Annotated in this window: 11 protein-coding genes; all 11 read right to left on the bottom strand. The window is 67.1% G+C overall.

The window, feature by feature from the left end; genetic code table 11:
• Window positions 1–78 precede the first annotated feature (78 nt).
• The 11 genes from ACEN96_RS13505 to nuoG all read right to left on the bottom strand — a co-directional run bounded on the left by ACEN96_RS13505 (window position 79) and on the right by nuoG (window position 11,618).
• Complete coding sequence (locus tag ACEN96_RS13505) at window positions 79–558, bottom strand: DUF1178 family protein (RefSeq protein WP_495588505.1); 480 nt, start codon at window positions 556–558, stop codon at window positions 79–81.
• A gap of 12 nt (window positions 559–570) precedes the next feature.
• Window positions 571–1,230, bottom strand: coding sequence for an NUDIX domain-containing protein (locus ACEN96_RS13500; protein ID WP_495588504.1), 660 nt, complete (start codon window positions 1,228–1,230; stop codon window positions 571–573).
• Window positions 1,211–1,546: a DUF2818 family protein gene (locus tag ACEN96_RS13495; protein ID WP_495588503.1), complete on the bottom strand. Its 336-nt coding sequence runs from the start codon at window positions 1,544–1,546 to the stop codon at window positions 1,211–1,213. The genes ACEN96_RS13500 and ACEN96_RS13495 overlap by 20 nt, the downstream gene beginning before the upstream one ends.
• A gap of 27 nt (window positions 1,547–1,573) precedes the next feature.
• Window positions 1,574–3,055: an NADH-quinone oxidoreductase subunit NuoN gene (gene nuoN / locus ACEN96_RS13490; protein WP_495588502.1), complete on the bottom strand. Its 1,482-nt coding sequence runs from the start codon at window positions 3,053–3,055 to the stop codon at window positions 1,574–1,576.
• Window positions 3,056–3,067: 12 nt separating this feature from the next.
• A complete protein-coding gene (locus tag ACEN96_RS13485) occupies window positions 3,068–4,537 on the bottom strand; it encodes an NADH-quinone oxidoreductase subunit M (protein ID WP_495588501.1) in 1,470 nt (489 codons plus the stop codon).
• Window positions 4,538–4,555: 18 nt separating this feature from the next.
• Window positions 4,556–6,592, bottom strand: a complete 2,037-nt coding sequence (gene nuoL / locus ACEN96_RS13480; RefSeq protein ID WP_495588500.1) for an NADH-quinone oxidoreductase subunit L — start codon at window positions 6,590–6,592, stop codon at window positions 4,556–4,558.
• 25 nt (window positions 6,593–6,617) lie between these two features.
• Window positions 6,618–6,929, bottom strand: coding sequence for an NADH-quinone oxidoreductase subunit NuoK (gene nuoK, locus ACEN96_RS13475; protein ID WP_343637493.1), 312 nt, complete (start codon window positions 6,927–6,929; stop codon window positions 6,618–6,620).
• On the bottom strand, window positions 6,929–7,576 hold the full coding sequence (locus tag ACEN96_RS13470; RefSeq protein ID WP_495588499.1) for an NADH-quinone oxidoreductase subunit J: 648 nt from the start codon (window positions 7,574–7,576) through the stop codon (window positions 6,929–6,931). The genes nuoK and ACEN96_RS13470 overlap by 1 nt, the downstream gene beginning before the upstream one ends.
• An 81-nt stretch (window positions 7,577–7,657) precedes the next feature.
• Window positions 7,658–8,140: an NADH-quinone oxidoreductase subunit NuoI gene (gene nuoI / locus ACEN96_RS13465; RefSeq protein WP_343637497.1), complete on the bottom strand. Its 483-nt coding sequence runs from the start codon at window positions 8,138–8,140 to the stop codon at window positions 7,658–7,660.
• A gap of 15 nt (window positions 8,141–8,155) precedes the next feature.
• Window positions 8,156–9,250: an NADH-quinone oxidoreductase subunit NuoH gene (gene nuoH, locus ACEN96_RS13460; RefSeq protein ID WP_495588498.1), complete on the bottom strand. Its 1,095-nt coding sequence runs from the start codon at window positions 9,248–9,250 to the stop codon at window positions 8,156–8,158.
• 13 nt (window positions 9,251–9,263) lie between these two features.
• The gene (gene nuoG / locus ACEN96_RS13455) at window positions 9,264–11,618 is read right to left on the bottom strand and encodes an NADH-quinone oxidoreductase subunit NuoG (protein ID WP_495588497.1); all 2,355 of its coding nucleotides are present in this window, start codon (window positions 11,616–11,618) and stop codon (window positions 9,264–9,266) included.
• Between the last annotated feature and the right edge of the window lie 5 nt (window positions 11,619–11,623).

Below are 11,623 nucleotides of genomic sequence, written 5' to 3'. Positions count from 1 at the left end.
CGGAATCCTCGTTGCTGAAACGAGGCCGATTCGACACCCATCGGCAGCGCGGACGCAACTCGAACGCGCGTCAGAGGGTTACTGCAGCGGGTCTTTCAGCGCGTCCGGCACCGGCAGTGCGACGATGTCGATGCCTTCGTCGGCAAGCTCACGCGCCTCCTGCGGCGTGGCGCGGCCGCGGATGCCGCGCTGCTCGGTCTCGCCGTAATGGATGCGGCGCGCCTCGTTGGCGAAGCGGTCGCCGACGTCCTCGGTGTTGGCGATCATCGTGCGCACCGCCTTCATCACCTGCTTCTGCAACTCCACCGCCATCGCCGGCACGCCCTCGGGCGTCCGGGCCGGCACCGGCGCGGCCGGCGTTGCCGAGGGGGCCGACGAGGGCTCGGGCGCGGAGGACAGGTTCAGGCGCGGCGCGCTCGGCATCTTGCGCACGTCCACGCTGTTGCACAGCGGGCAACTCAGCAGCTGCCGCTGCTGCTGCGATTCAAAGTCGGTGGAGGAGGCGAACCAGCCTTCGAACGCATGGCCGGCGTCGCACGCCAGATTCAGGACCAGCATGATGCGTCGATGCTAGCGCCGCGCCGCCTCGTCCGCCGGCATCCAGTCCAGCGGCCAGGCGCCGGCGCGCCAGCGCTGCAGCCACAGCAGGCAGGTCAGCGTCTTGGCATCGGTGACGCGGCCGTCGCAGGCCATGCGGTCGAGCTCGTCCTCGGCCACCGGCAGCAGGTCGAGGAACTCCTCGTCGTCCAGCTGCCGCTCGCCGCCGGTCAGGCCGCGCGCGAAGAAGATCTCGATGCGCTCGTCCGAATAGGCGATCGCGTTGTGCATCACGCCCGCGTAGGCCCATTCGCGCGCGGTGTAGCCGGTCTCCTCGAGCAGCTCGCGCATGCCGCAGCGCAGCGGCGATTCGTCCGGATCCAGCTTGCCCGCCGGGAACTCCATCACCACGCGGCCCATCGGATAGCGGTACTGCCGCTCGAGCAGCACGCGGCCGTCGTCCAGCAGCGGCACCACGACCACGGCGCCGGGGTGGCGGATGTATTCGCGCGTGGCCTCCCGGCCATTGGGCAGCGCGATGCGGTCGCGCTTCACGTGAAGGAAGTTGCCGCGCAGGATCCAGTCGGAGGACAGCGGGGTCTCGCGCAGATGCGCGTCGGCATCGGCCGCCGGCGCGATGCCGATCACGCCTTCCACGTCGGGCCGGTTGGCCTCAGGCAGCTTCTTCGTCATCGAACTCCCGCACTTTCGAGCGCGACCGGCGCAGGTAGCGCCACACGAATCCCGGGAAGCCCAGCGTGACGAACAGCGCCAGCGCCGCCGCGTAGAACTGCCAGCCCTGCGGCGCGCGCTGCCCGAGCCGCGACTCCAGTCCGAAGCCGACGGCCAGCGTGATCAGCGCCAGCAGGAACAGTTCCAGCAGCCGCCAGCCGGCGGCCTTGGGCTCGCGCCGCGGGCCGACGAGCAGGATGCGGGAACTCAGGTACGGCAGGTTGGCCGCGACCAGCGCGACCACCAGCACCACCCAGACCGAAGCGCCCTGCTCCATCAGCGATCCGTTGCGAGCGGCTGGCGCTCAGTGCGCCAGCGCGCGGGTCACGGCCTGGCTGCACAGCGCCAGCAGGCCGCCCGGCAGCAGACCGAAGACCAGCACCGCGATGCCGTTCAGCGACATCACGACGCGGGCGTCGGCCGGCGCGCTCAGCGGGCTGTGATCCGCCGGCTCGTCGAAGAACATGACCTTCACGACGCGCAGGTAGTAGAACGCGCCGATCAGCGACAGGATCACCGCGATCACCGCCAGCCAGAGATAGAGCGACTGGCCGGTCGTGACCATCGCCTGCAGCACGGCCAGCTTGCCGTAGAAGCCCACCGTCGGCGGGATGCCGGTCAGCGAGAACATGTAGATCGCCATCACCAGCGCATACCAGGGGCTGCGCTTGAACAGGCCGGACAGGTCGCTGATCTGCTCGGACTCGAAGCCCTGGCGCGCCAGCAGCATGATCAGGCCGAAGCTGCCCAGCGTCGTCAGCACGTAGGTGATCGCGTAGAACATCGCCGAGCTGTAGGCGTTCAGCGCGTGCGCGTCCGGCTGGTTGTTCACCACGCCCGAGGCCAGGCCCAGCACCACGAAGCCCATCTGCGAGATGGTCGAGTAGGCCAGCATGCGCTTCAGGTTGGTCTGCGCGATCGCCGCCAGGTTGCCCACCACCAGCGAGGCCACGGCCATCACCAGCATCATCTGCTGCCAGTCGGCGGCCAGCGGCAGCATGCCTTCGACCAGCAGGCGCAGCGTGATGCCGAACGCGGCCAGCTTGGGCGCGGCGCCGATCAGCAGCGTGGCGGCGGTCGGCGCGCCCTGGTAGACGTCCGGCACCCACATGTGGAACGGGGCGGCGCCCAGCTTGAAGCCCAGGCCGGCGACGACGAAGACCACGCCCAGCACCAGCACGCCCTTGTTCAGCGTGCCGGTGGAGATCACCTCGAAGACGCGCGGGATCGACAGCGAGCCGGTCGCGCCGTACATCATCGACAGGCCGTACAGCAGGAAGCCCGACGCGAGCGCACCCAGCACGAAGTACTTCATCGCGGCCTCGGTCGAGACCGAGTGATCGCGGCGCAGCGCGGTCAGCGCGTACAGCGACAGGCTCATCAACTCCAGGCCGAGGTAGATCGACAGGAAGTTGTTGGACGCCACCATCACGTTCACGCCCAGCAGCGACAGCAGGCTCAGCGTGAACAGCTCGCCCTTGAGGATGTCGCGGGACTCGGCGTACGGACGCGCGTAGACCAGCGTGACGATCAGCGCGATCGCGCTCACGCCGCTCAGCAGATGGCTCAGCGGATCGACCACCAGCATGCCCTGCATCGCTTCCGACGAGGGCTGGCCCATGGCGGCGAAGTGCATCGCGCCCACCACCGCCAGCGACAGCTGCGTCAGCCAGAAGGTCGGCGTGCGGCGCGGGTCGGTGACGAACAGGTCCACCAGCGCGACCACGCAGGCCAACGCCAGCAACAGGATTTCGGGATAGACCGCGACCCAGTTCATGTCGTTCATTGTGTTGGGTCCTTATTGGAGCTTGGAGACCGCGACGTGCTTGAGCAGCGCGTCGACGGACTGGTGCATCACGTCGGTGAACGGCTTCGGGTAGACGCCCATGTACAGGGTCGCCGCCGCCAGCACGCCCAGCATCAGGAACTCGCGGCCGTTGATGTCGGTCAGGTTGCGGACGTTGTCGTTGGTGACCGCGCCGAAGTACACGCGCTTGATCATCCACAGCGTGTAGGCCGCGCCGAAGATCAGCGCCGTGGCCGCCAGCAGGCCGATCCAGAAGTTGTGCGCCACCGAGCCGATGATCACCATCCACTCGCCCACGAAACCGGCCGTCGCCGGCAGGCCGCAGTTGGCCATGCCGAAGAACACCGCCAGCGCCGCGAACTTGGGCATCGTGTTGACGACGCCGCCGTAGTCGGCGATCTCGCGCGAATGCACGCGGTCGTACAGCACGCCGATGCACAGGAACATCGCGCCCGACACGAAGCCGTGCGAGATCATCTGCACCAGGCCGCCCGAGACGCCCAGCTCGTTGAAGATGAAGAAGCCCAGCGTCACGAAGCCCATGTGCGCGACCGACGAGTAGGCCACCAGCTTCTTCATGTCGCGCTGGACCATCGCCACCAGGCCGATGTAGATCACCGCGGTCAGCGACAGGCCGATGATGAACCAGTCGTAGTGACGGGCCGCGTCAGGCGCGATCGGCAGCGAGAAGCGCAGGAAGCCGTAGGCGCCCAGCTTCAGCATGATGGCCGCCAGCACCACCGAGCCGCCGGTCGGCGCCTCCACGTGCGCGTCCGGCAACCACGTGTGCACCGGCCACATCGGCACCTTCACCGCGAAGGCCGCGAAGAAGGCGAAGAACAGCAGCGTCTGCGCCGGCATCGCCAGCGGCAGCTTGTGCCAGTCCAGGATCTCGAAGCTGCCCGACTGGCTGTACAGGTACAGCAGCGCGATCAGCATCAGCAGCGAGCCCGCCAGCGTGTACAGGAAGAACTTGAAGGCCGCGTACACCCGGCGCGGTCCGCCCCAGACGCCGATGATGATGTACATCGGGATCAGCGTGGCCTCGAAGAACACGTAGAACAGCATGCCGTCGAGCGCGCAGAACACGCCGATCATCAGGCCCGACAGGATGAGGAAGGCGCCCATGTACTGGTGCACCCGCGTCTCGATCACTTCCCAGGCCGCGATCACCACGATGATCGAGATGAAGGCCGTCAGCGGCACGAACCACATCGAGATGCCATCCACGCCCAGGTGGTAGTGGATGTTGAAGCGCTCGATCCAGGACGCGTTCTCGACGAACTGCATCGCCGCGGTCGAGGTGTCGAAGCCCGAGATCAGCGGCAGCGTCACCAGGAACGAGGCGATCGAGGCGACCAACGCCATCCAGCGCACCGCGCCGGCGTTGTTGTCGCGTCCGAGCGCGAGCAGCAGGCTGCCGCACAGGATGGGCAGCCAGATGGAGAGACTCAGCAACATTCTTATTCTCCGCCCGCGTCACAGACCCAGCAGGGCCTTGAATTGGGGCCACATGGAAGGCCACAGCTGCCAGGTCATCAGACCCACGACACCCAGGATCATGACCAGCGCGTACCAGTACAGGTGGCCGGTCTGGATCAGGCGCACCAGGCCGGCGATGCCGCCCACCGTGCGCGCCGAGCCGTTGATCAGGACCCCGTCGATGACGCCCTGGTCGCCGGCCTTCCACAGGCCGGTGCCGATCGCGCGCGCCGCGCGGGCCAGCACGTTCTCGTTGAACCAGTCCATGTAGTACTTGTTCTCGAGCAGGGTCACGACCGGACGGAAGGTCCGCGCGAACCAGGCCGGGATGGCCGGGTTGACCAGGTAGAACACGTAGGCCGCCACCACGCCGGCCACCGCCAGCCACAGCACCGGCGACTGCAGGCTGTGCAGCGCCATCGCGAAGGCGCCGTGGAATTCCTCGCCCAGTTCGTGCATCGCGTGATGCAGCTCGTGGTTGACGACGATCGCGTCCTTGAAGAACTCGCCGTGCAGCATCGGCTGGATCGTGAAGTAGCCGATGACCACCGACGGGATCGCCAGCAGGATCAGCGGCACCGTCACCACCCACGGCGACTCGTGCGGCGCGTGGTCGTGGCCATGGCCGTGGTCGTCGTGATGGTCGTGCTCGCCCGGGAAGGGCTTGTGATGGAAGTGCTCCTTGCCGTGGAAGACCAGGAAGTACATCCGGAAGCTGTAGAACGCCGTCACGAACACGCCGGCCATCACCGCGAAGTACGCGAAGCCCGCGCCCGGCAGGTGCGAGGCGTGCACCGCCTCGATGATCGAGTCCTTCGAGTAGAAGCCCGAGAAGAACGGCGTGCCGATCAGCGCCAGCGACCCCAGCAGCGAGGTGATCCAGGTGATGGGCATGTACTTGCGCAGGCCGCCCATGTTGCGGATGTCCTGGTCATGGTGCATGCCGATGATCACCGAGCCCGCGCCCAGGAACAGCAGCGCCTTGAAGAACGCGTGCGTCATCAGGTGGAAGACCGCGACCGAGTAGGCCGAGGCGCCCAGCGCCACCGTCATGTAGCCCAGCTGCGACAGCGTGGAGTACGCGACCACGCGCTTGATGTCGTTCTGGATGATGCCCAGGAAGCCCATGAACAGCGCCGTGATCGCGCCGATCACCATGACGAAGTTCAGCGCCGTGTCGGACAGCTCGAACAGCGGGCTGAAGCGCGACACCATGAAGATGCCGGCCGTCACCATCGTCGCCGCGTGGATCAGCGCCGAAATCGGGGTCGGGCCTTCCATCGAGTCCGGCAGCCACACGTGCAGCGGGAACTGCGCCGACTTGCCCATCGCGCCGATGAACAGGCAGATGCAGGCCACCGTCAGCATCATCCAGTCGGTGCCGGGGAAGCCGATCCGGGCCAGCTCGCCGGCCTTGCCGAAGGTCTCGGTGTAGTTCAGCGAGCCGCCGTAGGCCACCAGCAGGCCGATGCCCAGGATGAAGCCGAAGTCGCCGACCCGGTTCACCAGGAAGGCCTTCATGTTGGCGAAGATCGCCGTCGGCTTCGTGTACCAGAAGCCGATCAGCAGGTAGGACACCAGGCCCACCGCTTCCCAGCCGAAGAACAGCTGCAGCATGTTGTTGGCCATCACCAGCATCAGCATGCTGAAGGTGAACAACGAGATGTAGCTGAAGAAGCGCTGGTAGCCGGGGTCTTCCTCCATGTAGCCGATGGTGTAGATGTGCACCATCAGCGAGACGAAGGTCACCACGCACATCATCATCGCGGACAGGCCGTCGATCATGAAGCCGACTTCCATCTTCAGGCCGCCCAGCGCCATCCACTCGTAGACGGTCTGGTTGAAGCGCGCGCCGTCCAGCACCGCGCTCAGGGTCATCACCGACAGGATGAACGCGACCAGCACGCCGAGGATGGTCACGGTGTGGGCGCCGCGGCGCCCCACCTGCTTGCCGAACAGGCCCGCCACGATGGCGCCCGCCAGCGGGGCCAGCGGCACCGCCAGCAGCATGTTCTGGGAGAGTGTTGCAGACATTGTTTTTCTCTCTTCCTGACGCTCGTCAGCCCTTCAGGGCGTCCAGCTCTTCCACGTCGATGCTGCTGCGGTTGCGGAACAGCACCACCAGGATCGCCAGGCCGATCGCCGACTCGGCGGCCGCCACCGTGAGGATGAAGAACACGAACACCTGGCCGGCCATGTCGCCCAGGTAGTGCGAGAACGCCACGAAGTTCATGTTGACCGCCAGCAGCATCAGCTCGATGGCCATCAGCAGCACGATCAGGTTCTTGCGGTTCAGGAAGATGCCGATCACCGACAGCGCGAACAGGAACGCGCCCAGGATCAGGAAGTGGTTCAGGCTCAGCGCGGTCATCACGCGGCTCCTTCGTTCTTGTCAGCCGGGACAGGCGCCGCGCTGGGCGCCTCGACGGTCGCCGCGACCTTCACGATGCGCAGGCGGTCGGCCTTGCGGACCTTGACCTGCTGCGACGGATCCTGGTGGCGCGAGTCCTTGCGGCCGCGCAGCGTCAGCGCGATCGCCGCGATGATGCCCACCAGCAGCAGCACCGCCGCGATCTGCACCGGGAACAGGTAATTGGTGTAGATCTCGACGCCCAGCAGCTTGGTGTTGCCCAGCTGCGCCATGCCCGCGATCTCCGGGGCGTTCTCGACGCCGCGGAAGCCGCCCATCAGCACGGCCGCGATCTCCAGCGCGATCACCGCGCCCACCAGGCTCGCGATCGGCAGGTGCTTCCAGACGCTCTCGCGGACGGCGGTGGACTCGAAGTCCAGCATCATCACCACGAACAGGAACAGCACCATGACGGCGCCGATGTAGACCAGCACCAACGTGATGGCCAGGAACTCGGCCTTCAGCAGCATCCACAGACAGGAGGCGTTGAAGAACGCGAGGATCAGGAACAGGGCCGAGTGCACGGTGCTCTTCGCCGTGATGACACGGAACGCGGAGCCCAGCAGCACGGCCGAGAAAACGTAGAACAGCGCGGTAGTGATATCCATGCGGGTTCCTGCAAGCAGGCCGCCGGCCGCGGTCCCCTCCCCGCTCGCGCGAGCGAGCCGGCAGAGGGACCGCCGGGCCGGTCAGCGGTACTTGGCGTCGGCCTCCTTGCTAGCGGCAATCTGCTTCTCGTAGCGGTCGCCGACCGCCAGGAGCATGTCCTTGGTGAAGTACAGGTCGCCCCGCTTTTCGCCGTGGTACTCGAAGATCTCGGTCTCGACGATCGAATCGACCGGGCAGCTCTCCTCGCAGAAGCCGCAGAAGATGCACTTGGTCAGGTCGATGTCGTAGCGCGTGGTGCGGCGCGAGCCGTCGGCGCGCACGTCGGACTCGATCGTGATCGCCATCGCGGGGCACACGGCCTCGCACAGCTTGCAGGCGATGCAGCGCTCCTCGCCGTTCTCATACCGGCGCAGCGCGTGCAGGCCGCGGAAGCGAGGAGACAGCGGGGTCTTCTCTTCCGGGAACTGCACCGTGATGTTCTTCGAGAGGAAATGCCGGCCCGTCAGGGCCATGCCCTTCAGCAGCTCGGTGAGCATGAAGCTCTTGACTAGGTCCTTGATCACAGCAGATACCTCGGATTACTTCCAGATGTTGAACGGCGACTGGATCCACAGACCCACCACGACGAGCCACACCAGGGTGACCGGAATGAAGATCTTCCAGCCCAGACGCATGATCTGGTCGTAGCGATAGCGCGGGAAGGTCGCGCGCACCCACAGGAAGCAGGTCACGACGAAGAAGGTCTTGGCGAACAGCCAGAACCAGTTCCAGAAGGCCATCGTCTGCTGGAAGAAGTGCGGCGTCTCCATGCCCAGCAGCGACCACGAGACCGGCGCCGACCAGCCGCCCAGGAACATCAGCACCGCCAGCGCCGACACCAGGATCATGTTGGCGTACTCGGCCAGGAAGAACATCGCGAACGACATGCCGGAGTACTCGATCATGTGGCCGGCGACGATCTCCGACTCGCCTTCGACGACGTCGAACGGATGGCGGTTGGTCTCGGCCAGGCCGGAGATGAAGTACACCAGGAAGATCGGCAGCAGCGGCAGCCAGTTCCAGGACAGCAGGTTCACGCCGTGCGACGCGAACAGGCCCTTCTCCTGGCTCATCACGATGGCGCTGACGTTCATCGAGCCGGTGACCATCAGCACCACGACCAGGCAGAAGCCCATCGCGATCTCGTAGGACACCATCTGGGCCGAGGCCCGCAGCGCGCCCAGGAAGGCGTACTTCGAGTTCGACGCCCAGCCCGCGATGATGACGCCGTAGACCTCCAGCGAGGTGATGGCCATCAGGAACAGCAGGCCGGCGTTGACGTCGGCGATCGCGGCGCCCGGGCCGAAAGGCACGACCGCCCAGGCGGCCAGCGCCGGCATGATCGTCATGATCGGGCCGAGGAAGAACAGGCTCTTGTTCGCGGCGCTCGGGACGATGATCTCCTTGAAGATCAGCTTCACGGCGTCGGCGATCGGGGTCAGCAGACCCATCGGACCGACGCGGTTCGGACCCGGACGGATCTGCGACCAGCCGATGGCCTTGCGTTCCCACAGCGTCAGGTAGGCGACGCAGCCCAGCAGCGGCAGCAGCACGGCGATGATCTTGAGCAGGCTCCAGATCACCGGCCACAGCATGCCCAGCGCCGAGGCGCCGGCGTTGTAGAAGTTTTCCATCGTCGTCTCGTCCTCAGGCCTTCGTCACGGCGATCGCGCCGGTCAGGGCGCCCAGCGCGGCGGTCTCGGGGACGCCGGCGGGGATGCGCACCACGTTCGCGGGCAGCGACGCGTCCAGCTGCGCGGCCAGCACGGCTTCGCCACCGTCCTGCGACACGCGCACCTGCGCCCCCTTCTCGGTCAGGCCGAGGCTGGTCCACAGCGCCTGTGGCAGCGAGGCGATGGCCGCGTCACGGCCGTCGCGCGTCAGCTGCAGCGAGGTGGCGCGGCGCACCAGCGCGTCCGTCGCGTAGATCGGCACCGTCGTCAGGCGCTCCAGGCCCTGCGCCGGCGCGCTGGCGGCGAATGGCGCCGTCACGGCGCTGTCCAGCTGGTTGCCCAGGTGGTTGCCCAGGTCCAGCGAGGCGCCCAGCGCCGCGGCACGCACCTGCTCGGAGCTGTCGAACTCGAAGCCCTGCAGGCCCAGCAGGTTGCCCAGCACGCGCAGGATCTTCCAGCCCGGACGGGTCTCGCCGCGGGCCTTGGCCACACCGACGAAGCTCTGCAGGCGGCCTTCGGCGTTGACGAAGCTGCCCGAGGTCTCGGTGAACGGCGCCGTCGGCAGCAGCACGTCGGCGAACTCGACCACCGGGCCGGTCTTGAACGGGCTCAGCACGACGACCATCTCGGCCGCGTTGACGGCCTTGGCGGCGGCGGCGGCGTTGGGGCCATCCAGCACCGGGTCGGTGTTCAGCAGCAGCAGCGCCTTGGCGGGCTGGTCGTTCAGCAGTTGGGCCGCCGAACGGCCGCCCTGCCCCGGCTGGGCCTTGACCAGTTGGGCGCCGACGGTGTTCGCCGCGGCCGACAGCACGCCGACGGTGGCGCCGGTCTGCTCGCCGATCCAGTTCGCCAGCGACAGCAGCATCGCGGCCTGCGGGTGTTGCACGGCGGCGTTGCCCAGCAGCACCGCCTTGCGCTCGCCCGACAGCAGCGCGTCGGCGATCGCCTTGGCGGCGTCGGTGGCCTGGCCCTGGGCCGTCTGTGCCGGGGCGCTCACGCCCTTGGCCGCGGCGATCGCGGCGGCGACGTTGGCCAGCTCGTTCGCCCAGGCCGACGGCGCGGCGACGAGGGTCGAGGCGACCGTCATCTTCCAGTCCTCGACCGAGCCGCCCAGTGCGACGACCTGCGCGCCGCGGCGGGCCGCCTGGCGCAGGCGCTGCGCGAACAGCGGATGGTCCTTGCGCAGCGACGAGCCCACGACGAAGGCGCGATCCAGCGCCGACAACGACGCGATCGAGGTGCCCAGCCAGAAGGCCTTGCCCTCGCCGGCGCGCAGCGCCGGATCGACGACGCGCAGGCGCGTGTCGATGTTCTCGCTGCCCAGGCCGCGCACGAGCTGCGCCAGCAGGTGCAGTTCCTCGACGGTGCTGTGCTCCGAGCCCAGCGCCGCGATGGACGCGCCGCCCTTCTCGGTCTTGATCTGCTTCAGGCCGTTGGCGACGTACTCGAGCGCCGTGGTCCAGTCCACCGGCTTCCACTCGCCGCCCTGCTTCAGCATCGGCGTCGTCAGGCGTTCGTCGCTGTTCAGCGCCTCATACGAGAAGCGGTCGCGGTCGGCGATCCAGCACTCGTTGACGGCCTCGTTCTCCAGCGGGACGACGCGCAGCACTTCGTTGTTCTTGACCTGGACGATCAGGTTGGCGCCGGTCGAATCGTGCGGGCTGACGCTCTTGCGGCGCGACAGCTCCCAGGTGCGGGCGCTGTAGCGGAAGGGCTTGCTGGTCAGCGCGCCGACCGGGCAGATGTCGATCATGTTGCCCGACAGCTCCGAGTCCACGGTGCGGCCGACGAAGGTCTGGATCTCGCTGTGCTCGCCGCGGTGCGCCATGCCCAGCTCCATCACGCCGGAGATCTCCTGGCCGAAGCGGACGCAGCGCGTGCAGTGGATGCAGCGGCTCATCTCCTCCATCGAGATCAGCGGGCCGACGTTCTTGTGGAACACCACGCGCTTCTCTTCGGTGTAGCGCGAGGAGCTCGCGCCGTAACCGACGGCCAGATCCTGCAGCTGGCATTCGCCGCCCTGGTCGCAGATCGGGCAGTCCAGCGGGTGATTGATCAGCAGGAACTCCATCACGCCCTGCTGGGCCTTGATGGCTTTCTCGCTCTTGGTGCGGACGATCATGCCCTGCGTCACCGGCGTGGCGCAGGCGGGCAGCGGCTTGGGCGCCTTCTCCACGTCGACCAGGCACATGCGGCAGTTGGCCGCGATGCTCAGCTTCTTGTGGTAGCAGAAGTGCGGGATATACGTCCCGGCCTTCTCGGCGGCATGCATCACCATGCTGCCTTCGGGCACTTCGACCTTCTGGCCGTCGAGTTCGATTTCAACCATAGTTC

The organism is Roseateles sp. Mitsp63, from assembly GCF_059491535.1.
This window is presented reverse-complemented; position numbering and strand designations above follow the sequence as displayed.

What these genes read in the sequence shown, in the direction of transcription:
- ACEN96_RS13505 (WP_495588505.1), bottom strand. Translation starts at nt 558, where the DNA reads ATGCTGGTCCTGAATCTGGCGTGCGACGCCGGCCATGCGTTCGAAGGC.
- ACEN96_RS13500 (WP_495588504.1), bottom strand. Translation starts at nt 1,230, where the DNA reads ATGACGAAGAAGCTGCCTGAGGCCAACCGGCCCGACGTGGAAGGCGTG.
- ACEN96_RS13495 (WP_495588503.1), bottom strand. Translation starts at nt 1,546, where the DNA reads ATGGAGCAGGGCGCTTCGGTCTGGGTGGTGCTGGTGGTCGCGCTGGTC.
- nuoN (WP_495588502.1), bottom strand. Translation starts at nt 3,055, where the DNA reads ATGAACGACATGAACTGGGTCGCGGTCTATCCCGAAATCCTGTTGCTG.
- ACEN96_RS13485 (WP_495588501.1), bottom strand. Translation starts at nt 4,537, where the DNA reads ATGTTGCTGAGTCTCTCCATCTGGCTGCCCATCCTGTGCGGCAGCCTG.
- nuoL (WP_495588500.1), bottom strand. Translation starts at nt 6,592, where the DNA reads ATGTCTGCAACACTCTCCCAGAACATGCTGCTGGCGGTGCCGCTGGCC.
- nuoK (WP_343637493.1), bottom strand. Translation starts at nt 6,929, where the DNA reads ATGACCGCGCTGAGCCTGAACCACTTCCTGATCCTGGGCGCGTTCCTG.
- ACEN96_RS13470 (WP_495588499.1), bottom strand. Translation starts at nt 7,576, where the DNA reads ATGGATATCACTACCGCGCTGTTCTACGTTTTCTCGGCCGTGCTGCTG.
- nuoH (WP_495588498.1), bottom strand. Translation starts at nt 9,250, where the DNA reads ATGGAAAACTTCTACAACGCCGGCGCCTCGGCGCTGGGCATGCTGTGG.
- nuoG (WP_495588497.1), bottom strand. Translation starts at nt 11,618, where the DNA reads ATGGTTGAAATCGAACTCGACGGCCAGAAGGTCGAAGTGCCCGAAGGC.